General features: G+C 72.8%; 20 protein-coding genes. 13 read left to right on the plus strand and 7 right to left on the minus strand.

Annotated elements, in window-relative coordinates; genetic code table 11:
- The first annotated feature begins 26 nt into the window (after positions 1-26).
- The 4 genes from FHX73_RS33540 (at position 27) to FHX73_RS33555 (ending at position 5,677) form a co-directional block, all read left to right on the plus strand.
- Positions 27-2,216, plus strand: a complete 2,190-nt coding sequence (locus FHX73_RS33540) for a WD40 repeat domain-containing protein (RefSeq protein ID WP_145909714.1) — start codon at positions 27-29, stop codon at positions 2,214-2,216.
- 125 nt (positions 2,217-2,341) lie between these two features.
- Positions 2,342-2,707 (plus strand): hypothetical protein, encoded by a 366-nt coding sequence (locus FHX73_RS33545; protein WP_145909715.1) that lies wholly within the window; start codon positions 2,342-2,344, stop codon positions 2,705-2,707.
- 452 nt (positions 2,708-3,159) lie between these two features.
- Positions 3,160-3,528 (plus strand): hypothetical protein, encoded by a 369-nt coding sequence (locus tag FHX73_RS33550; RefSeq protein ID WP_145909716.1) that lies wholly within the window; start codon positions 3,160-3,162, stop codon positions 3,526-3,528.
- A 97-nt stretch (positions 3,529-3,625) separates the two neighbouring features.
- A complete protein-coding gene (locus FHX73_RS33555) occupies positions 3,626-5,677 on the plus strand; it encodes an AfsR/SARP family transcriptional regulator (RefSeq protein WP_145909717.1) in 2,052 nt (683 codons plus the stop codon).
- 6 nt (positions 5,678-5,683) lie between these two features.
- On the opposite strand, the gene FHX73_RS33560 is transcribed toward FHX73_RS33555, so the two are convergent.
- Together FHX73_RS33560 and FHX73_RS33565 are read right to left on the minus strand one after the other, a co-directional pair.
- Positions 5,684-6,400: a rhomboid family intramembrane serine protease gene (locus tag FHX73_RS33560; RefSeq protein ID WP_145909718.1), complete on the minus strand. Its 717-nt coding sequence runs from the start codon at positions 6,398-6,400 to the stop codon at positions 5,684-5,686.
- A 34-nt stretch (positions 6,401-6,434) separates the two neighbouring features.
- Positions 6,435-7,904, minus strand: coding sequence for an MDR family MFS transporter (locus FHX73_RS33565; protein WP_145909719.1), 1,470 nt, complete (start codon positions 7,902-7,904; stop codon positions 6,435-6,437).
- 108 nt (positions 7,905-8,012) lie between these two features.
- On the opposite strand from FHX73_RS33565, the gene FHX73_RS33570 reads away from it, so the two are divergent.
- Complete coding sequence (locus FHX73_RS33570; RefSeq protein WP_145909720.1) at positions 8,013-8,579, plus strand: TetR/AcrR family transcriptional regulator; 567 nt, start codon at positions 8,013-8,015, stop codon at positions 8,577-8,579.
- A 7-nt stretch (positions 8,580-8,586) separates the two neighbouring features.
- On the opposite strand, the gene FHX73_RS33575 is transcribed toward FHX73_RS33570, so the two are convergent.
- On the minus strand, positions 8,587-9,468 hold the full coding sequence (locus FHX73_RS33575) for an NmrA family NAD(P)-binding protein (protein ID WP_145909721.1): 882 nt from the start codon (positions 9,466-9,468) through the stop codon (positions 8,587-8,589).
- 222 nt (positions 9,469-9,690) lie between these two features.
- Between FHX73_RS33575 and FHX73_RS33580 the strand changes: the two genes are divergently transcribed.
- Positions 9,691-10,095: a winged helix-turn-helix transcriptional regulator gene (locus FHX73_RS33580; protein ID WP_145909825.1), complete on the plus strand. Its 405-nt coding sequence runs from the start codon at positions 9,691-9,693 to the stop codon at positions 10,093-10,095.
- 36 nt (positions 10,096-10,131) lie between these two features.
- On the opposite strand, the gene FHX73_RS33585 is transcribed toward FHX73_RS33580, so the two are convergent.
- Positions 10,132-10,788 (minus strand): hypothetical protein, encoded by a 657-nt coding sequence (locus tag FHX73_RS33585; protein ID WP_145909722.1) that lies wholly within the window; start codon positions 10,786-10,788, stop codon positions 10,132-10,134.
- A gap of 172 nt (positions 10,789-10,960) precedes the next feature.
- A complete protein-coding gene (locus FHX73_RS33590; protein WP_246214037.1) occupies positions 10,961-11,392 on the minus strand; it encodes an ATP-binding protein in 432 nt (143 codons plus the stop codon).
- 242 nt (positions 11,393-11,634) lie between these two features.
- Between FHX73_RS33590 and FHX73_RS33595 the strand changes: the two genes are divergently transcribed.
- From FHX73_RS33595 to FHX73_RS33610, 4 genes are all read left to right on the plus strand, one after another.
- Positions 11,635-12,447 carry a helix-turn-helix domain-containing protein gene (locus FHX73_RS33595; protein WP_145909723.1) on the plus strand — a complete coding sequence of 271 codons (813 nt, stop codon included), beginning with the start codon at positions 11,635-11,637 and terminating at the stop codon, positions 12,445-12,447.
- Positions 12,444-12,650, plus strand: coding sequence for a DUF397 domain-containing protein (locus FHX73_RS33600; protein WP_145909724.1), 207 nt, complete (start codon positions 12,444-12,446; stop codon positions 12,648-12,650). Before FHX73_RS33595 ends, FHX73_RS33600 begins: the two co-directional genes overlap by 4 nt.
- Before the next feature lie 74 nt (positions 12,651-12,724).
- A complete protein-coding gene (locus tag FHX73_RS33605) occupies positions 12,725-12,916 on the plus strand; it encodes a DUF397 domain-containing protein (protein ID WP_145909725.1) in 192 nt (63 codons plus the stop codon).
- 122 nt (positions 12,917-13,038) lie between these two features.
- Positions 13,039-13,767: a hypothetical protein gene (locus FHX73_RS33610; protein WP_145909726.1), complete on the plus strand. Its 729-nt coding sequence runs from the start codon at positions 13,039-13,041 to the stop codon at positions 13,765-13,767.
- Here FHX73_RS33610 and FHX73_RS33615 read toward each other — a convergent pair.
- The gene (locus FHX73_RS33615; RefSeq protein WP_145909727.1) at positions 13,710-14,219 is read right to left on the minus strand and encodes an Lrp/AsnC family transcriptional regulator; all 510 of its coding nucleotides are present in this window, start codon (positions 14,217-14,219) and stop codon (positions 13,710-13,712) included. The genes FHX73_RS33610 and FHX73_RS33615 overlap by 58 nt on opposite strands.
- A gap of 100 nt (positions 14,220-14,319) precedes the next feature.
- On the opposite strand from FHX73_RS33615, the gene FHX73_RS33620 reads away from it, so the two are divergent.
- Together FHX73_RS33620 and nadE are read left to right on the plus strand one after the other, a co-directional pair.
- A complete protein-coding gene (locus FHX73_RS33620) occupies positions 14,320-15,276 on the plus strand; it encodes an SMP-30/gluconolactonase/LRE family protein (RefSeq protein WP_145909728.1) in 957 nt (318 codons plus the stop codon).
- Between the two features lie 5 nt (positions 15,277-15,281).
- Positions 15,282-16,115, plus strand: coding sequence for an ammonia-dependent NAD(+) synthetase (gene nadE / locus FHX73_RS33625; protein WP_145909729.1), 834 nt, complete (start codon positions 15,282-15,284; stop codon positions 16,113-16,115).
- A 70-nt stretch (positions 16,116-16,185) separates the two neighbouring features.
- Here nadE and FHX73_RS33630 read toward each other — a convergent pair whose 3' ends face one another.
- Positions 16,186-18,141, minus strand: coding sequence for a glycoside hydrolase family 5 protein (locus tag FHX73_RS33630; RefSeq protein ID WP_145909730.1), 1,956 nt, complete (start codon positions 18,139-18,141; stop codon positions 16,186-16,188).
- Positions 18,142-18,508: 367 nt separating this feature from the next.
- Between FHX73_RS33630 and FHX73_RS33635 the strand changes: the two genes are divergently transcribed.
- A complete protein-coding gene (locus FHX73_RS33635) occupies positions 18,509-19,873 on the plus strand; it encodes a hypothetical protein (protein WP_145909731.1) in 1,365 nt (454 codons plus the stop codon).
- The last annotated feature ends 57 nt before the right edge of the window (positions 19,874-19,930 follow it).

Consider the following 19,930-nt stretch of genomic DNA (forward strand, 5'->3'; position numbering starts at 1 on the left):
CGGGGACGAGGAGAGGGGCCTGCCCGGTGCCAGTGGAGGACCGCGACACACCGATCACCGACCTGGCGTGGCTGGTGACGGCCGAACCCGCCGACGTGCTGCCCGCGTTGGAGCGCGCCGACGGCGACGGGGAGCGGCTGACGGCCGCCGTCTACCGGGCGTCGGCGCACCTGCACCGCGACGAACCCCCCGCCGTGCGGCGGCAGGTGCTCGCCCTGGACGCGGCCCGGTTCGGTGCGCCCGAACTGTCCGCGCGCCTCGCCGCCGTACCGCTGCACGGCGCCGCCCGGCCGCACTGGACGGTGGACTGGGCGACCGGCTCCCTGCTGGACGGCCGCTGCCTGGGCGTGCTCAAGGGCGGCCTGGGCATGGTCTTCTCGGTGACCGCCGTCGAGTTCGAGGGCGAGACGCTCGTCCTCGCCGGGGACGGCGAGGGCCGGGCCCGGCTCTGGGACGCGAGCACGGGCGACCCGCTGGGCGAGCCGTTCCCGATGCACGACGGTGAGGTGAGCGCGCTGGCGACGGCCTGGCGCGAGGGACTGCCGGTGGCGGTGAGCGTCGGCGCCGACCACCTCGTGCGGATCTGGGACCTGGAGTCGGACACGCCGCGGTCCGAGCCGCTGCGCGGGCACGTCGCGCCGGTGTACGCCGTCGCCACCGCCGAGTTGGACGGCGCCTGGGTGGCGCTGACCGCCGGCTGGGACCTGGGCATCGAGATCTGGGACCTGGCCACCGGCCGGCCCACCGGCAAGCGCCTGCGGGGGCACGGCGACCGCGTCTACGACCTGGCCACGGCCGAGCTGGACGGCCGCCCGATCGCGCTCTCGGCCAGCTGGGACGGCACCGTGCGGGCCTGGGACCTGCGCTCCGGCGAGAGCCTCGCCGAACTGCGCGGGCACGACGGGCGGGTGTACTGCGTCGCCTCGGCCGTCGTGGACGGCCGCCCGGTCGCCGTCAGCGGGGGCACCGACGGCACCGTGCGGGTCTGGGACCTGGCCGACGGCCGCCAGCTCGGTGAGCCGCTGACCGGGCACGGGGACACGGTGCTCTCGCTGACCACCACCGTGCTGGACGGCCGGCCACTGGCGGTCAGCGGCGGGCGCGACGAGGTGCTCCGAGTCTGGGACCTGACGACCCGTCAGCCTGTCGGCACCCCGCTGGTCGGACACCAGTCGCCGATCTCCTCGCTCACCACCACCCGGCTCGCGGGTCGACCCGTGGTGATCAGCGCGAGCACCGACAAGACGGTGCGGCTGTGGGACCTCGCGGCCGCCGCCGGCGACCGGCGCCCGGGCCACACCGACCAGGTGCTCGCCGCCACGACCACCGTGCTGGACGGCCGCCCGCTCGCCGTGACCGGCGGGGACGACGGCACGGCGCGGGTCTGGGACCTCGGCACCGGCGAGCCGGTGGGCGAGCCGCTCGACCCGCCCGGCGACACCGTCACCGCCCTCGCCGTCACCGGATCCGCCCTGCTCACCGGCGGCGGGATGGACGGCTCGGCGCACCGCTGGGAACTGCTCGGCGGCGCGCACGCCGGCGGCCCGTTCGCCCTGCACCGGGATCCGGTGCGCGGCCTGGCCGTGCTGGACGTCGACGGTCGCACCCTGGCCGTCAGCGCCGGCGTGGACCACGACCTGCGGGTCTGGGACGCGGCGTCCGGCGCCGCCGTGCTGCCGCCGCTGACCGGACACACCGACATGGTCTGGGACGTCGCGGCGGCGCACGTGGACGGCCGCCCGGTCGCGGTCAGCGCCGGGGTGGACGGCACGGTGCGGGTCTGGGACCTCGGCACCGGGCGGCCGGTCGGCAAGCCGCGCACCGGGCACGAGGGGCCGGTCTTCTCGGTCACCACGGCGGTGCTCGACGGCCGACCGGTCGCGCTCACCAGCGGCCAGGACCGCACCGTGCGGTTCTGGGAACTGGGCGCCGGGCGCGGCCTGTTCGCCCGGGCGCCGCGCGGCGAGCTCGGCGAGCCGCTGACCAGGCACCGCGGTGGCGTCTGGACGGTGGCGACCACCGTGCTGGACGGCCGCCCCGTGGCGCTGACCGGCAGCGGCGACGGCACGGTGCTCGAATGGGACCTGACGACCCGTCGGACCGTCGGACCGCCGATGCGGTTCCCCGGCCCGGTGATCGCGCTGGCCCTCTCCGCCGACGGGCAGCGGCTGGTCGTCGGCTTCGGGCGCGAGGTGGCGGTGCTGGGGCGAGGCTGAGCGAGCCGGCGGCGTTGGCGCGCCGTTGGCCGGACGATAGGCGCACGCCCGGGAGACGCTAGGCCGGTTGCCCAGAATCGGTGGAGTCCGGCGGCCACACGGGCCGCAGGCGGGAAGGAATCGCAATGTCTCGCAAGACGCTCCTCCGGGTCGGCGGGCTGGCTGCGGCCGCTTCCGCGATCGTGCTCTCGGCGTCCGGCCTGGCCAGCGCCAGCGTCAGCCCCACGTACGTCACCGCCGACTCGTCGTGCCAGGCGCTGGAGTTCACCCGGGTCGAGTCGGGCCACGACCACATGTACGTGGACCCGACGATCGACAACAGCTCCTGCCTCTACGGGATCTGGAACAACAACAGCGGTAGCTGGGCCTACCTGAGCTCGTCCCCGGCCGGCAACCAGGGCGACGTCTACGATGGCCCCGGCATGTCCCTCTCGGTCTACGTGATCGACCAGGCCAACGGCGTGTGGAGCCCGGCCGGTCCCGCGAACTGACCTATGCCGAAAGGTTCGTGACCTATCGTCAGCAGCCCGGCAGCCGGATACCCTCTCCCAGGGTGTGTCCAACACGCTGACGGGGGGCCGTCGTTGATCTTCGGCATCTTGGGGCCGCTGCTGGTCGAGGACAGCGAGGGACCGCGGACCTTCGCCGCCCCAGCGCCACGGCGACGCTGCACAACCACGTCGCCCGACTGCGACGCTCCCTCGGTGACGAGGCCGGTGCCCGGGTCCGGACCCGGGCACCGGGCTACCTGGTGGAGATCCTCGACGGTCCTGCTCCGCCATCTGCTCGGGCTGCGGCGTGGCGCGACTGAGCGGCGGCTGAGCGTGCGGCGATAGGGCGCCGTTGGCCGCACGATAGGCGCACGCATGGGAGACGCTAGGCCGGTTGCGAAGAATCGGAGGAGTCCGGCGGCCACACGGGCCGCAGGCGGGAAGGAATCGCAATGTCTCGCAAGACGCTCCTCCGGGTCGGCGGGCTGGCTGCGGCCGCTTCCGCGATCATGCTCTCCACCTCCGGCCTGGCCAGCGCCAGCGTCGCCCCTACCTACGTCACGGCCGACTCGTCGTGCCAGGCGCTGGAGTTCACCCGGGTCGAGGGGGGCCACGACCACATGTACGTGGACCCGACGATCGACAACAGCGACTGCTGGTACGGCATCTGGGACGACAACACCGACTGGTGGGCGCCCGGCTTCCCGAGCAACTCGCCCGCCGGCAACCAGGGCGATGTCTGGGACGGCCCCGGTCAGACCCTCCACGTCATCGTGCAGGACGCTGCCAACGACACCCAGGCCGACGGGCCGAAGAACTGACCCCTGCTCACAGTAGAAGGTTCGTGACCTATCGTCAGCACCGTCAGCCGGATACCCTCTCCCAGGGTGTGTCCAACACGCTGACGGGGGGCCGTCGTTGATCTTCGGTATTTTGGGGCCGCTGCTGGTCGAGGACAGCGAGGGACCGCGGACCCTCGCCGCCCCCAAGCAGCGCGTCCTGCTCGCCTCGCTGCTGTTACGGCCCAACCGGGTCGTCCCCGTCGCGGACCTGCTGGACCGCCTGTGGGGCGAGCACCACCCGGCCAGCGCGACGGCGACGCTGCACAACCACGTCGCCCGGCTGAGGCGCTCCCTCGGCAGCGAGGCCGGTGCCCGGGTCCGGACCCGGGCACCGGGCTACCTGGTGGAGATCCTCGACGACCGGGAGCTGGACCTGGCCCGGTTCCAGGAACTGCGCACCACCGCGGCGGCCGCGGCCCAGGAAGGCGACCTCCACCGGGCCGCGGCCCTGCTGCGCCAGGCGCTCGGGCTGTGGCGCGGGAACGCCCTGAGCGACGTGCCCGCCGGCGAGCCGCACGCCGCGGACGCCGAGCAGCTCGACGAACTGCGGCTGGCCGTCTGGCAGCAGCGCATCGAGTACGACCTGGCGGGCGGGGCCGGCGAGGCCCTGCTGCCGGAGCTGCGGGAGCTGCTCGCCGCGCACCCGTTCCAGGAGAACCTCTACGGGCAGCTGATGCGCGCCCTCTACCGCTCGGGGCGGCAGGCCGACGCGCTGGACGTGTTCCGCAAGGCGCGCGCCGCGCTGCTCGACGAGTTGGGCGTCGAACCGGGCCCCGCGCTCCAGCAGCTCCACGAGAGCCTGCTGCGGCAGGACCCGGGGCTGGCGGGCGAGCCGGCGGTCCAGTTGCGGCCCCCGCAGACCCACGGCCGCCCCGAGCCGCTCCGCGCGCCGCTGCAACTCCCGCCGGGCGTGACCGACTTCACCGGGCGTCAGGAGGAGTGCGCGGCCGTGATCGCCGCGCTGACCGCCGACGGCGGGCACGGTCCGCGGATCGTCGCGGTGTCCGGGCAGGCCGGCATCGGCAAGACCGAACTCGCCCTGCAGACGGCCTGGCGCCTGCGCGCCGCCTTCACCGACGGCGTGCTCTTCGCCGACCTGCGGGGCCGGCGGCACCGACCGGCCGACCCCGCCGAGGTGCTGGCCGCCTTCGCCCGGGCGCTGGGCGCGCCGGAGTCGGCGATCCCGGCCGACCCGGAGGCCTGCGCGGCGCTCTACCACGGCCTCGCCGCGGGGCGCCGGCTGCTGGTGGTGCTCGACGACGCCGCCGACAGCTCGCAGGTGCGCCCGCTGCTCCCGGGCCCGGGCAGCGCCGTACTGGTCACCGGGCGGCGCCGGCTGACCGGCCTGGCCGGTGCCCAGCTCGTCGACCTGGGCCTGCTCCCGCAGGCCGAGGCGGCCGAGCTGTTCCGGCGGGTCGCCGGTCGCGGGTTCGACGAGCCGGACGCCGTCGCCGCGATCACCACCTGGTGCGGCCGGCTGCCGCTGGCGCTGCGCATCGCCGGGGCCAGGCTGGCCGCCCGGCCGGCCTGGAGCGTGCGGGAGATCGCCGAACGGCTCGCCGACCGCCGGCACCGGATGGACGAGCTGCGGGCCGAGGACATGGACGTGCGGGCCAGCCTGATGCTCAGTTACACGGCACTGCCCGGGCCGAACGCCCGGGCCTTCCGGCTGCTCGCGCTCGCCGACGCCCCCACGCTGCCGCTGCCCATCGCCGCCGCGGTGCTCGACCTGCCGCAGCGCGGCGCCGAGCGGATCCTGGAGGAGCTGGTCGACGCCCACCTGCTGACCTGCCCTCAGCCCGGCTGCTACGCCTTCCACGAGCTGCCGAGGCTGTTCGGCAAGGAGCTCGCGGCCGCCACCGAGACGGCGTCGGAACGGCTGGCGGCCGTGCGCCGCGGGGCCCGTGCCGCCTTGGTGCAGGTGGGGGACGTTGAGCCCTCCGTCGATGCGGCCGTCGATGCGTCGGTCGAGGTGGAGAACACGTGCGCGTGGATCCGGCAGCTGTTCTGCGCCGAGGAGACGCCGGTGGCCGCCGACCTGCTCGACGCCATGGCCCCGCCGCTGGCCTTCGTCGGGTTCGAGGTGATGACCCCTCGCCGACCGTCGCCGGCCGCCCAGCCGTGGTAGCCGGAACTACAGGCCCAGGTCGTCCAGTTCCTTGAGCAGCGCCGAGCGCTCCGAGGGAGCAGCGGGGGCACCGGCGGCGGCACCTGCGGAAACGCCGGCAGGAGCGGCCGGGCGGGCGGTGGCACCGGCCGGGCTGCGGTCGCGCAGCAGCCAGGCGCCCAGGCAGCCGCCGACTAGGCCGCCCAGGTGGGCCAGCCAGCTGACCCCGCCCGGTGCGCTCGGCAGCGCGCCGAACACCAGGTAGGCGAAGCTGGCGGCCATCACCAGCCCGATCAGACTGTCGATCAGGTGCCGGTCGAAGACCCCGCGCAGCACCACGTAGGCGAAGTAGCCGAAGACCAGCCCGCTGGCGCCGACCGTCACGGTGTTCGAGTTCTCGAAGATCCACACCGACAGGCCGCTGGTCAGCGCGAGCAGCACGGTCAGCACCAGGAACCTGGCCACGCCGCGGTAGGCGGCCAGGAAGGCGAAGACGAACAGCGGGCCGGAGTTGGCCTCCAGGTGGGCCCAGCCCTGGTGCATCAGCGGGGCGGTGAAGACCTTGCCGATCGAGTCGAGCTCGTGCGGCCGGATGCCGAACTGCAGGGACAGCGAGCCGCCGTCGGCCCAGTTGCCCAACTGCACCGCCCAGAGCAGCGCGAGCAGTCCGAAGACCACGAAGAAGGCCTTGCGCGCTTCCGCGATCATCACCGCCTCGGCGCTGCGGATGTCGGTCTCGGCCATGCGTGGTCCCCTCCCGGTGGTGTCGCCGCCGATGCTAACAGCGCGTCTCCTGCTGCCCGGGCGTCTGCGCTGCGGGAGTCCGTGGTCCGGGCGTCGTCGCCGCTGCCCGGTCGGGCCGCCCGGGCAGCAGCAGGCAGAGCGGGACGGCGACGGCGGTGAGCGCCACCGACCACCAGAAGGCGCGGTCGAAGCCGTCGGCGAGGGCGCCCGCCGTGTGCGCGCCGCCGGTGCCGTGCTGGAGGACGACGGCGAGCACGGCGATGCCCACCGAGCCGCCGATCTGCTGCGCGATGCGGGTGATCATGCTGGCGTCGGGGATCTCCTCGTGCGCCAGGCCGAGGTAGGCGGCGCCGCTGGGCGCGATCATGGCGGCGCCCAGGGCGAGGCCGCGGACGAACAGCGCGGCCGTCAGCAGCGGCTCGCCGGTGCCGGCGGTGACGAACGCGAACGGCACGGTGGAGACGGCGACGAGGGCGAAGGCCGTGACGGCGACCGCCCGGGCGCCGACCCGGTCGGTCCACCGGCCCGCCAGGCCGCGGGCGAGCAGCGCGCCGACGCCCTGCGGGATGAGCAGCAGCCCGGCGCCGAGCGCGTCCTCACCGCGGACCTGCTGGAAGTAGAGCGGGAGCAGCAGCATCGGCCCGTACAGGGCGAGGCCGCCGAGGAAGAGCAGGGCGGCGGCGGAGGCCACCGAGCGGTGCCGGAAGAGCCGCAGGTCGACCAGCGCGCCGGTGCGGCGCCGCAGCGACCTGGCGGTGAAGCCGCCGATCAGGGCCAGCCCGCCGACCAGCGGGAGGAGCACCCCGGGGCTGCCGAAGCCGGACCGGCCCTGCACCTGGGAGAGGCCGTAGACCAGGGCCACGGAGCCCGGGCAGAGCAGCAGCAGGCCGAGGGTGTCCAGCGGCGCCCGGGGCTGGTCGGGCGCGGGGCGGTCGTCGGGCAGGTTGCGCCGGGCGAGCAGGCAACCCACCACGCAGAACGGGATGTTGACGAGGAAGAGCCAGCGCCAGTCGGCCAGGTGCAGGATCAGGCCGCCCAGCACCGGGCCGAGGATCGGCCCGAGCGCGGTGGGCACGGTGATGATCGCCATGACCTTGCCGATGCCGCGGCCCCGGGCGGCCTGCATGAGCAGGGTGGCCATCAGCGGCATCATGATGCCGCCGGCCAGGCCCTGGACCACCCGGAAGGCGATCAGGGCGGGCGCGTTCCAGGCCAGCGCGCTCAGCACCGAGCCGAGCAGGAAGGCGCCCAGGGCCGCGGTCCACAGCCGGCGGCCGCCGAACCGCGACTGGGCCCAGCCGGCCAGCGGGATGGTGACGAAGACCGCCAACAGGTAGGCGGTGCCGACCCATTGGACGGTGGCGAACGGGGCGTGGAGGTCCTTGGCCAGGTCGTCGAGCGCGACGCTGACGATGGTGGTGTCGAAGACCACGGCCATGGCGCCGACGATCAGCGTGATCGCCGGCCGCCACACGGCGGGGTCGGTCCGTTGGGGAGTACTCATGATCAGGAACCTTTAGATAAAGAGGTCTATCTTATGAGCGCCAGAGTAGGGCGCTAAGATAAGAAAGGCAACTCTGTCTAAAGGCTCTACGACTCAAGGGAGGACCGCATGCCCGAGCGACGCCGCGGCGCGGCACTGGAACAGGCCCTCCTCGACGCGGCCTGGGAGGAGCTCACCGAGCACGGCTACGCCAGGTTCACCATGGACGCCGTCGTCAAGCGCGCCGGCACCAGTCCCCCGGTGCTCTACCGGCGCTGGTCCAGCCGCGACGAGCTGGTGCGCGCCGCGATCGCGCACGCCCTCAAGGCCGCCCGGCTCGACACCCCGGACACCGGGAGCCTGCGGGAGGACGTGCTCACCCTGATGCGGGAGATCAACGCCACCCGCGTCCAGCTGATCACCGTGATGAACATGCACCTGGCCGGCTACCACCAGGAGACCGGAACCAGCCCCGGCGACCTGCTCGACCCCCTGGTGACGGGCCGCGCGGAGGCCCTCGACCTGCTCTTCGCCCGCGCCGTCGAGCGCGGCGAGGCCAGGCCGGGGCTCAGCGCCCGGATCAAGTCGCTCCCCTTCGACCTGCTGCGGCACGAGATCCTCACGACCTTCGCGCCCGTGCCCGATCCGGTGCTGGAGGAGATCGTCGACACGGTCTTCCTGCCACTGGTGCGCTGACGGGCCGTCAGGCCTGCGTCGGCGCGACCTGGGCCGCCAGCGCCCCCGGCACCGACCTGGGCGCGGCCGGCAGCAGCGCCCGCAGGTCGGACGAACGGGCCAGCGCGCGGCCGGCGTTGGCGTTCGCGGCGATCGACAGGGCGTGGGTCACGGAGAACGGCGGGAAACCGGCGGCGGTCAGCGCCTCGCGGCTCGCCGCCAGGGACGACGGCTCGTAGGAGATCGGACGGCCGTACGCCGCCGTGAGCGCCTCGGCGATCTCGGCGCCCCCGATCGCCGTCTCCCCCTCCAACTCGTAGACCCGCCCGGCGTGTCGGTGCCGGCGGTCGGCGGCGAGGTCGCGCTGCGCCTCGGCGGCAACCCGGACCGCGGCGTCCGCCAGGTCCTGCTTCACCACCACCGAGATCCGGCCGCCGCCGAGCGGCGCCCGCAGCACACCGGTGGCCGCCGCCTGCGCGAGCTGCGGGCCGACCAGGCCGAGCGGCACGTTGGTGTAGAGGCCGTTGCGCAGCACCGTGTGCGCGAACGGCGCGGCGGCCAGGCGCTCCTCGGTCCAGCGGTGCGCCAGCGCTATGGTCATCGAGTCGCCGGAGGCGGCGAGGCTGGTGTAGATCACCTGACGGACACCGGCGGCGGCCGCCGCGTCCACCAGCGCGCCGTGCCGGGCGAGCACCACGTCGTCCTCCGCGTAGCCGGCCGAGATCGCCAGCAGCACGTCCACGCCCGTGAAGGCGGCGGGCAGCGAGGCCGGGTCGTCGAAGTCCACCCGGCGGGCGGTGCGGCCGTCGCCGGTGCGGGTGCCGGCCACCACCTCCAGGTCGGGGAGGGCGCGCAGGCCGGAGAGGATCAGGCCGCCGAGACTGCCGGAGGCACCGGTCACGAGGATCATTCGGAACAACTCCCTTGGTGAGTTCGTGCAGTGGGAACGTCACCGAGCCTTCCCCGAACCCGGCCGCCGCGGAAGCAGGCACTTCACTGTCCGTCAGGCACACGGGTGTAAGCGTGCAGGTCAGCGGCGGATCCCCCGGGAATCCGGGGCCGCCGCCGCGCGTTGGGGTCCTGACGGGACGTCGAGGAGACCCGCGAGCGACCAGGGGGAACGTTGAGCGCCATGACCGCCGAGGTGCACGAGGTGTACGAGCCGCACGAGCCGCACGAGGTGTGCGAGGACGACTGCGGCATCCGCGACGTGCTGGACCGGCTCGGCGACCGCTGGTCGGTGCTGGTCATCGTGGTGCTGGCCAAGGGCACCCACCGGTTCAGCGAGCTGCACCAGGCGATCCCCGGCATCTCCCAGCGAATGCTCACCCTCACCACCAAGCGCCTGGTCCGCGACGGCCTGGTCGAGCGCACCGTGTACCCGACCGTCCCGCCACAGACCGAGTACCGCCTCACCGCGATGGGCCGCAGCCTCTCGGCCGCCATCACCGAGCTGGCCAACTGGTCCCGCTCCCACAAGGCGCTGATCGCCGAGGCCCGTTCGCATTGGGACGCCGAGCACCCGGGCGGGCTCTGACCCCGCCCGGGTGGCCGGTGGCTCTGCCGTTCCGGCTCAGCGGGCGCCGGTCGCGGGCTGGGAGTCGCACTGGCGCAGCCAAGTGCGCTGCAGGGACTGGCTGAAGTTCGCCATCGGCAGCTCGACGACTGCCGGGCCACCGTCCAGTTGGACCGCTGCCTCAAGCGTGCCGTTCGGTATCCAGGGCGTCAGATAGGAGTAGAGGGAGAGGGTTTGGCCCGCCGCGGTCGTGAACTCGCCGTCGCGCGTGAGCTTGGTGCTGACTCCGCCGCAGCTGATGCTGCGCATGTCCTCGTGGTCGGCGAGGAACACGGTCAGGGCGTCCGCGCCTACCATCCCGGGGCCCCAGACCGTCTCAAGGCCAGGTGTGCTGGCAGTCGGCGGACGCCACCCGGTGGAACAGCCGTACCCCAGTCCGCCGTCCTCGTCCTGATCTCCCTGGCAGAGGTCCTGCTCGGTTGTCAGCCAGAGCAGGTACACGGCTTCGCCGTGCCGGTACGCGACCACCGGAGCGCCGCCCGGCTGGTGCCCGTCGGCGACTTCGTCCTGCACCAACTCCGATTCGATGGTGCGCACTTGCCCGTCCGACAAGGCGGCCCCGGATGCGCTCGGCGCCGGCTTCGCCTGACCGGTGCAGGCTGCCGCGCACAGCAGCAGCGCCCCGGCCGAAATGATCCGGGCGGTTCTGCCCATGTCCGCTCCCCCGTTGGATCCCCCTCTGGGGATGCCCGCACGCGACCCACCCCAACCGGTCGGCGAGCGGTCCACGGCTTGGGCGCAACGACGCTACGGTTCAACCGAGTTAACCCGAGCTCGACGGATTCCCGTCTCGGTGCGCCCAGGCTCCGCCTGACGAACCGCCGGCTCAGATCGCGCACTCGGCCCAGACCGTCTTGCCCGGGGCGGCCGGGCGCGGGTGCATGCCCCAGTCGGTGGCGAGGGCCGCGACGATAAGCAGGCCCCGCCCGGACTCCGAGTCCTCGGCCGGCACCGGCACCGGGCCGGTCGGGGGCACGCGCTCGGTGCGGGTGTCGGAGACCTCGATCCGCACGGCGGCCTCAGTCCGGGTCAGCTGGACCTCGAAGTCCCGCCCCTGGACCCGCCCGTGGCGGACGGCATTGGCGGCGAGCTCGCCGCAGATCAGCGACACCGCCTCGTTGACGGGATCGGAGTAGCCGAAGCCCCACTCGTCGAGCCGGTGCGAAACCAGCCGCCGGGCAAGGCGCGCACCGCGCGGGGACGAACTGAAGCGCATGGTGAACTCGCGCGGGCCGCGCTGGGTCTGCAGTGTGTCCATGGCAGCAGCGTGCCGGGTGCGGGACGGCTGTGACCAGCGGAAACGTGCGTACGGCCAAGCGCTGTACAGCCGCTGCGACCAGCGGTACATGACGAGTCGTCAAGCCGGCCGTGTCCTCGGGGAGGAGGGTAGCTCACACGAGGGAAATCGTCGGATTCACGCCACACGGGACGCATGCCCTCCGTATCGTTCCGGTAGCTGATCGTGTGCACAGGCTCCCAGTGATGGCGGAGGTGGCCGGTATGACGGACCAGGACGACGGCGCGGCATTCCTGAAATGTTTCGGCCAACAGGTCAAGCTGCTGCGCGAGCGGGCCGGCCTGACGCGCACCCAGCTCGGCGCCCAAGTCGGCTACGGCGAGGACCAGATCGCCTCGGTCGAGCTGGGCCGGCGGATCCCGAAGCCGGAGCTGATCGACAAGCTCGACGAGGTGCTGAGGGGAGACCGGCTGCTGATCGCGATGAAGGGGGAGGTCGCACGGGCCCGCTACCCGGCTTTCTTCCGGGACGCGGCCAAGTTGGAGGCCGAGGCCGTCGAACTCCAGTCGTACGACACTCACGTGGTGAAGGGGCTCCTCCAGACCGAGGAGTACATGCGGGCGCTGCTGGCAATGCACAGACCTCTGCTGGACGAGACGCTCATCGAGCAACGTGTTGCGGCGCGTCTGGCTCGCCAGGAGCGTCTCTCCGCACGCCCTGCCCCTCTCTTCAGCTTCGTCATGGAGGAATCCGTCTTGCGTCGGCCGCTCGGCGGGCTTCACGTTCAACGTGGACAGCTGGAGCAGATCTTGCTGGTCGGACAGCAACGCAACGTCGAGATCCAGGTCATGCCACTCGCCCGCGAGGACAACGCCGGTGTTGACGGCGGCTTCACGCTCTTCACCCGCAAGAACGGTGACCAGATCGGCTATCTCGAAGTCCAGGGTCGTGGCATCCTGACCAGTGATCGAGAAGAGGTCCGTGGCCTGACGGCTCGCTATGGGATCATCCGGGCACAGGCGCTGACGCCCAACGAGTCGTTGGCTTTCATCGAGAAGCTGCTGGGAGAACTATGAGCGAGGACTCCGCCACCACGCAAAGGCACCTGAGCTGGCAGAAGAGCAGCTACAGCGGTGCTCAGGGTGGCGATTGCGTCGAGATCGCATTGGGCGCGACTGCCATACACGTCCGCGACTCCAAGGACCCCGAGGGCCCCTCGCTGACCGTCACCCCCGCCGCCTGGGCCGCGTTCCTCAAGCTCACCGAACAGCAGAGCTGATCAACCATCAAAGGGGCCGAGAACCAAACGGTTCCCGGCCCCTTCACCGGCCCTCAGGTCCGATGGGAGACGTCATGAACACCCACCAACTGTCCTGGAAGAAGAGCAGCTACAGCGGCGCCGAAGGCGGCGAGTGCGTCGAGATCGCCACCGCCCCCGCCGCCGTGCACATCCGCGACTCCAAGGACCCCGACGGCCCGCTCCTCACCGTCACCCCCACCGCCTGGGCCGCCTTCCTCACCCTGGCCACCACCCAGCACAGCTGACTGTCTCCTGCCGGCATCAACTTCATTACGAACAAACGCACTTGGCGAACCGCCGCCCTCCCCTGGCGTCCATCCGGGTAACCCCACAAGCGGGGCCGGGCACGACAACGGGAGGCCGAGTCATGCGTCACTGGTCGCGGGAACGGCGGGTCGGCACGGGCGCTCTGGTGCTGTGCACGGTACTGATCGCGCTGCCGGCCTGGCCGGCACCGTCCGGCGGAGCAGACCGCAGCAACAGCAGCGACGCCGACAGTACGGCGGGAGTGCCCGCCCCGGTGCCGGTGCTACGGGAGCCGTCGCCACCGCTCACCCCTGCGCGGGCCGCGCAGGCGGACGCGGCCCTGCAGATCCTGACCAGCGGCGCGCCGGCGGCGGGTGGCGCGGCGGGGGTCTGGTACTCGTCCGCGCAGGGCAGTGAGCTGCTCTGGGTCGGGCCGGGCGGCGGCGACTGCACGACGCACGTCCCGGTCGGCGCGGGTTCGCCGCTTGAGTTCTGCGTGCCGCCCGCCGAAATGCTGCCCAGGCCTGGTTCGGTGCTGGTGCTCGACCTCTACCTGCCGGGTACGCCGGAGTCCCCACGGGCGACGGCGCTGTTCCACGCCGACGGCGAGCGGGTCGGCGCGCTGTCCTGCGTGACGGGCGACGGCAGCGCCGTGGTGGTGCCGGTGACCGAGGTGCTGTCCGTACCGGTGGGCGACGTGCAGCGCACCTTCTACACGGCCGCCACCGCCGACTCGCTCCAGGGCGTGCTGCGCGCCGCCGTGACGGACCGCCAGGGCGGGCCGGCCACGGACTACCTGGACTCCTCCTGGACCACCACCTCGGCCGTACCCGTGACCTGCACGGCCTGACCGACCCCACCACCCGCCAGCGGTGACACGGCCCGCTCGAAGAAGGTCTCCAGCACCACCGTCGCCTGCGTCCCGCTGACCCCCTCGATCGCGTAGAGCCGGCGCAGCACGTCCTGCAACTGCTCCGTGGTCGCGGTCCGCACCTTCACCAGCACCGAGGCGCTGCCGGCGATCACGTGTGCCTCCAGCAGCTCGGGGATCGCCGCGAAGGCGGCAGCCGACTCGCCCATCCAGGAGGTCGAGTCGATCGTCACGTACGCCAGCACGCCGGCGCCGACGGCGGCCGGGTCGACGTCCGCCGCCGTGCGGCGGATCACGCCCCGCTCGCGCAGTTTGCGCACGCGCTCGTGGGCGGCGCCGGCGGAGAGGCCGACGGCCTTGCCGAGAGCGGCGTAGGACTGGGTGGCGTCCTGCTGAAGGTGCGTCAGCAGCAGCCGGTCGATGTGATCCATCCATACACTCCTTCAGCCGAATGCTGCATTGACCATATCTCATTCGGCAACCTAGGCTTCGATCCATAGATGGTTCAGCCGAAGACGAAGGGGGAACCTCATGGGCGGCCTGCGGTCCGAGCTCTACGAGGCGTTCGACGAGCGGTTCCGGACGGACAAGTGCATGAACGGCGACGCCTCGCTGGAGGTGCTGTTCACCGGGTGCCGGTGGGCCGAGGGTCCGCTCTACCTGCCCGCCTGGCGGCAGTTGGTCTGGAGCGACATCCCCAACGACCGGATGCTGCGGTGGGACGAGGAGACCGGCGCGGTCAGCGTGTTCCGCCGCTCGGCCGGGCACCCGAACGGGAACACGCTCGACCGCGAGGGCCGGCTGATCACCTGTGAGCAGGGCAACCGCCGGGTGACCCGGACCGAGCACGACGGCACCCTGACCGTGCTCGCCGAGTACTGGCAGGGCCGGCGGCTGAACAGCCCGAACGACGCGACGGTCGCCGCCGACGGCACCGTCTACTTCTCCGACCCGGACTTCGGCATCGGCAGCGACTACGAGGGGCACCGCGCGCCGCGGGAGATCGAGGCCAACAACGTCTACCGGATCGACCCCCGCACCGGCGAGGTCAGCCTGGCCGCGGACGGCTTCGGCGCCCCGAACGGCCTGGTCCTCTCCCCCGACGGGCGGCGGCTCTACGTCTCGGACACCCGGGCCGGCCGGATCCGGGTCTTCGACGTGGGCCCGGACGGCACGCTGTCGGACGGCGGGGTCTTCGCCGAGGCCTCCGGGCGCCCGGGGGCCCGCTTCGACAACATCCGGTTCGACGACGGCGGCCGGCTCTGGGCCGCCGCGATGGACGACGGTGTGCACTGCTACCACCCGGACGGTACGCTGCTCGGTCGGCTGCGGGTCCCCGAGACGGTAGCCAACATCACCTGGGGCGGCGCCAAGCGGAACCGGCTCTTCATCGCCGCGGAGACCAGCATCTACTCGGTGGTGATGGCGGTCACCGGCACCCACCCCACCGGACCGGGCTCGCGCCCCTGGCTCGACAGGCAGGCTTGAACGACATGACCGACCCCATCACGCAGCCCGGCATCGCCCGGGACCTGCACGTCAGCGCGGACTTCGACCCGGCGCGCGAGGCCGAGCGCCGGATCTCCTTCCTGGTCCGCCAGCTGGCCGCCAGCCGGACCCGCTCGCTGGTGCTCGGCATCAGCGGCGGGGTGGACTCGCTGACCGCCGGGCGGCTGTGCCAGCTCGCGGTCGAGCGGGTCCGCGAGGCGGGCGGCGAGGCGACCTTCCACGCGATGCGACTGCCCTACGGCACCCAGGCGGACGAGGCCGACGCCCAGGCCTCGCTGGTCTTCATCCGCCCCGACGCGGTGCTGACCGTGGACATCGCGCCGGCCACCAACGGCGCCCTGGAGGCCCTGCACGCCGCCGGCCTGGTGTTCCGCGACGCCGCGCACCAGGACTTCGTCACGGGCAACGTGAAGGCCCGGCAGCGGATGATCGCCCAGTACGCGGTCGCCGGGGCGTACGACGGCCTGGTGGTCGGCACCGACCACGCGGCGGAGGCGGTCACCGGGTTCTTCACCAAGCACGGCGACGGCGCGGCCGACGTGGTGCCGCTCACCGGTCTGACGAAGCGGCAGGTGCGCGGCCTGGCCGAGTACCTGGGGGCGCCGGCCGGGCTGGTCTGGAAGCCGCCGACGGCCGACCTGGAGACGCTCTCGCCGGGCAAGCTGGACGAGGACGCGCTGGGGATCTCCTACCAGGAGATCGACGACTTCCTGGAGGGCAAGCCGGTCGCCGAGGAGACGGCCGAGGCGCTGATGGCCCGTTACCGGATGACGGCGCACAAGCGCCGGCTGCCGTTCGCCCCGCAGGACGAGGCCTGACACCGTGTGACCGGCACGGCCTGCCCGGTGCGGTCCGCCGACCGCACCGGGCAGGGTCCGTACGGCAGGCTCAGCCGAGCGGTCGGCAGAGCAGCGCGTCCGGCACTCCCCCGTCGTTCCACTGCCAGGTGTAGGCGACCCCGGCGACGTACTCGCCGTCGCCGCACTGGCCCTTGTAGTAGCCGGGCGCCCAGTCGCTCGCGGTGGAGCCGCCGGTGGCCGGGCGGTTGTCGCCGTGGTCGAACCAGACGTCGTGGCCGCCGGTGGGCAGGGCGGTCGCGGCGGGCGCGCAGAGCAGGGCCGCCATCGCGTTGCCGTTGACGCTGTAGCCGACGGCGAAGGTGTTGTCGGGGCACTGCAGTTTGTTGTAGCCCGAGGCCCAGTCGCCCTCGGTGACGTAGCGCTCGTCGGTCACCACCACGGGCGCGGCGCCGGAGCGGGCCGGCTCGCCCGCGTCGGTGCACAGGCCGCGGCTGTCGCTGCGGCCGAGGCCGGTCAGGCGCTCGCTGTCGGGGCAGTTGCCCTTGCGGTTGCCGTAGCTCCAGTCGGGCTGGGCCAGCATGGCGGCCGAGACGTCCTGGTCGGCGTGGTCGAGGTCGAGCATGTTCCAGTGGTTCACCGGCGCCACCTGGCCGGTGTACGAGGGCGCATCGATGAGCGCGTTCCAGTCGGTGGCCCGCCAGTCACCGGGGTCCTCGACGCCGAGCCGCCTGCCGGCCGAGTCGTAGGAGAGCATCGCCCAGTTGTCCTGCGGGTTCCCGCTCGCGTCCAGCCAGCCGATCAGCGGCCAGATCGCGAAGTCGGTGTCGTTCTGTTCGAGGATCTTGGTGAAGCTGTCGAACCAGGCCTGCTCCTTGGTGTCGGTGGAGCCGCGCCCGGCGGCGCCGAACTCGCTCACCCACACCGGTGCGGTGAAGTGCTGGCCGGACTGGGTGACGAACAGGGCCTCCTGGTTCACCACTTGGGCCAGCTGATCGGGCGTGAAGTCCTCGTAGCGCGGGTCCGAGGTCACGCCGAGGCCGCTGCTCGCGCCGCTGTTGGCGGGGCCGGTGTAGGCGTAGAAGTGCGCGGAGTAGACCAACTTGCCCGAGTTGATCAGGGTGTTGGAGAGGTTCGCGACCGGGGTGAGCATCGGCCGCCCGTGCGCGGTGATGTCGGTGGGGATGCCGTACCAGTTGATCCCCTCCATGATGACCAGCATGTCGGGGTCGGCCTGGAGGATCTGGTTGCCGGCCTCCTCGAAGGCGGCGTACTCGTCATGGGAGTCGTCCCAGCCCCAGTTGGGGTCGTCCCAGGTGTCGCGGCGCACCTCGTTGCGCAGGTCGGCGCCGACCACCCGCTTGTTCGCCTTGTAGCGGTTCACCATGAACAGCCAGTCGGCCTCCCACTGCTGGGTGGTCTGGCCGCTGTTCCAGCGCTCGTTGCCGTCCAGTCCGCAGCAGAACCGGTAGCTGGTGGTGTGGTTGTTGAGGATCACCGCGAAGCCGTCGGCGGTCAGCGCGGCCACCACCGCGTCGTAGACCTGCAGCGGGGTGTCGCCCTTGAGCTGCGGGTTGGCGGCCACCGCGGAGTCCGGCACCGTACTGGTGTCGTGGATCAGCGCGTTGGCGAACGGCAGCCGGACCGCGTTCAGCCCGAGGCCGTGCAGGTCCGCCATGATCTGGGGCAGGGAGGCCCGGTCGAGGCCCAGCGGGATGTCGTTGGAGACCTGGCCGGCCTGGTTGTTCGCCGGGTCGGTGGTGGAGCCGCTGCCCTCCCAGGTGCCCTGCGCGCCCGACCAGTTGCCGGCCTTCAGCTTGAACCGGTTGCCGTTCGCGTCGACGATGTAGCGCCCCCGGGTGCTCAGCGGGCCGGTCCAGGAGGCGGCGAGCTGGGCGCCGGTGAGCACGGTCGGCGCGCTGCCCGCAGCCGGCGGAGCCGCGGCGGCGCCGCCCGCGGGCAGGCCGAGCAGGGCGGTGGCGACGGCGGCGGCGAGCGCGACCAGTCGGGCGGGTATCGGTACGCGGGCGCGACGAGGCGCTGTCATGACAGCTCCAATGAGGGTGTAGGGGGGGGACGAACTGACCCAAGATGGGCTCCCGCTCGCACTGCCCGGCGAGCGTCTGCACAGAATCCAACATCCAACGGCCATCCGGACCAACGCCGCGGCGAACCAAGAGTTGCACAGACATGAAGAATCAAAAAGGGCTTGTCTGAACGAACTTGGACCTATTCCGAACAACCTCGAACACGCTACCCTACGGTCCGGTAACCGGTTCTCAGGCACCTTCCACCCGCCCCGGCACACCGGCTGACGGCGGGTCAGCACAGCGACGCAGCGGCGGCCGTGCCCCGGATCCGGGCGCGGCCGCACCGCCGCGCCCTCCACTGGCTTCCGACCCCGAAGGCGACCCGTGTCCATCCGAAGGTTGACCCTGCCCGTCCTCGCCACCTCCGCGGTGCTCCTGCTCTGGAGCGGCGGCCTGCCCGCGGCCTACGCCGCCGATGCCGCCCGCCCCGCCACCACGCTCCCCGCCGCGCTGGCCGCGCCGGACGCCACACCGTCCGCCGTCACCGTCGCCACGCCCACCGGCGGCGACGCGCCCGCCAAGGCCGACGCCCCCGCCCTGGCGCTCAGCTCCTACGACCCGCACAGCGGGCAGGCCGTGCTCAGCGCGCACGGGCCCGCCGCACCGCAGGCCGCCGCCGGGCTGCACCCCGGCCAGCTGATCGACAGCCCGCCCTCGGCCGCCGCCCCGCACGGCGCGCTGGTCAAGGTCACCGGCGTCCAGAAGACCGGCGACGCGGTGCGGGTCAGCACCCGCCCGGCCACCCTGCCTGAGCTGCTCGGCCACACCAAGGCCGCGCTCCAGGCGCCGGTCAGCCCGGCCGCCTTCTCGGTGCAGCCGCAGGTCAAGGGCCTCCAGGTGACGTACGACAGCACCGGCCTGACCAGCGCCGACGGCTCGATCTCCGGCGGCCTGGGCCTGAGCGCGAACGCCACCGTGCCGCTGCCGAACGGCTCCAGCGCCACCCTGGCCGGCTCGGTCGAGCTCGACCCGACCATCGACTTCTCCTACCAGGGCGGCCTGGGCGCGCTCGCCCCGCAGCAGGCCCGGGTCGGCTTCCAGCTCGGCGCGCACGCCGACTGGCACGTGACGGCCGGTCTGACCGCCACCGGCACGCCGCTCAGCATCCCGATCGCCAACCTGAGCGCCAGCCCGGTGGTGATGGTCGGCGCCCTGCCGGTGGTGATCAACCTGGACCTCACGCTCTCCGCCGACATCAGCGCCGACGGCACCGTCAGCATCGACGCCAAGCAGAGCTACGACGGCAGTTGGGGCGTGCACTCGGACTACGCCCAGGGGCAGGGCTGGACCACCAGCACCGACCCGAGCACCTCCACCGTCACCCCGCTCGCGCTGGACCTGAGCGGCGACGCCTCGGTGAAGACCGGCCTGGTGGCCCAGGCCTCGGTCTCGCTCTACGACGCGCTCGGCGTGAAGGCCTCGATCGAGCCGTACCTGCGCACCGCCGTGCACGGTTCGGTGGTGCTGGACGGCACCGGCGCCGCGCCCGTGGTCAACGGCACGGTCAGCCTCTACGGTGGACTCGACATCGACGGCGCCCTGTTCGCCCGGCTGGCGATCCTCGGCACCACCCTGGCCGAGCAGGACCTGCCGTTCCTGACCTTCGAGCGCGAGTGGCCGATCGACAGCTGGAGCACCGGCGGCGCGCCGACCGCCCTGCCGGGCGCCAGCGCCGGCTCGTCCAGCTGACCGCCAGCTGACGGACAGTCAGGAGCACACCGCGGCCCCGGAGTTCCACCTTACTCG

Origin of the sequence: Kitasatospora viridis (assembly GCF_007829815.1) — a bacterium.
Taxonomy (GTDB): Bacteria; Actinomycetota; Actinomycetes; order Streptomycetales; family Streptomycetaceae; genus Kitasatospora; species Kitasatospora viridis.

Excerpts from the sequence above, each read along its gene's own strand:
- FHX73_RS33605 (WP_145909725.1), top strand. The coding sequence starts at position 12,725 with ATGAACACCCACCAACTGTCCTGGAAGAAGAGCAGCTACAGCGGCGCC.
- FHX73_RS33630 (WP_145909730.1), bottom strand. The coding sequence starts at position 18,141 with ATGACAGCGCCTCGTCGCGCCCGCGTACCGATACCCGCCCGACTGGTC.
- nadE (WP_145909729.1), top strand. The coding sequence starts at position 15,282 with ATGACCGACCCCATCACGCAGCCCGGCATCGCCCGGGACCTGCACGTC.
- FHX73_RS33610 (WP_145909726.1), top strand. The coding sequence starts at position 13,039 with ATGCGTCACTGGTCGCGGGAACGGCGGGTCGGCACGGGCGCTCTGGTG.
- FHX73_RS33570 (WP_145909720.1), top strand. The coding sequence starts at position 8,013 with ATGCCCGAGCGACGCCGCGGCGCGGCACTGGAACAGGCCCTCCTCGAC.
- FHX73_RS33545 (WP_145909715.1), top strand. The coding sequence starts at position 2,342 with ATGTCTCGCAAGACGCTCCTCCGGGTCGGCGGGCTGGCTGCGGCCGCT.
- FHX73_RS33590 (WP_246214037.1), bottom strand. The coding sequence starts at position 11,392 with ATGGACACACTGCAGACCCAGCGCGGCCCGCGCGAGTTCACCATGCGC.
- FHX73_RS33615 (WP_145909727.1), bottom strand. The coding sequence starts at position 14,219 with ATGGATCACATCGACCGGCTGCTGCTGACGCACCTTCAGCAGGACGCC.
- FHX73_RS33550 (WP_145909716.1), top strand. The coding sequence starts at position 3,160 with ATGTCTCGCAAGACGCTCCTCCGGGTCGGCGGGCTGGCTGCGGCCGCT.
- FHX73_RS33580 (WP_145909825.1), top strand. The coding sequence starts at position 9,691 with ATGACCGCCGAGGTGCACGAGGTGTACGAGCCGCACGAGCCGCACGAG.
- FHX73_RS33575 (WP_145909721.1), bottom strand. The coding sequence starts at position 9,468 with ATGATCCTCGTGACCGGTGCCTCCGGCAGTCTCGGCGGCCTGATCCTC.
- FHX73_RS33595 (WP_145909723.1), top strand. The coding sequence starts at position 11,635 with ATGACGGACCAGGACGACGGCGCGGCATTCCTGAAATGTTTCGGCCAA.
- FHX73_RS33620 (WP_145909728.1), top strand. The coding sequence starts at position 14,320 with ATGGGCGGCCTGCGGTCCGAGCTCTACGAGGCGTTCGACGAGCGGTTC.
- FHX73_RS33560 (WP_145909718.1), bottom strand. The coding sequence starts at position 6,400 with ATGGCCGAGACCGACATCCGCAGCGCCGAGGCGGTGATGATCGCGGAA.
- FHX73_RS33585 (WP_145909722.1), bottom strand. The coding sequence starts at position 10,788 with ATGGGCAGAACCGCCCGGATCATTTCGGCCGGGGCGCTGCTGCTGTGC.
- FHX73_RS33565 (WP_145909719.1), bottom strand. The coding sequence starts at position 7,904 with ATGAGTACTCCCCAACGGACCGACCCCGCCGTGTGGCGGCCGGCGATC.
- FHX73_RS33600 (WP_145909724.1), top strand. The coding sequence starts at position 12,444 with ATGAGCGAGGACTCCGCCACCACGCAAAGGCACCTGAGCTGGCAGAAG.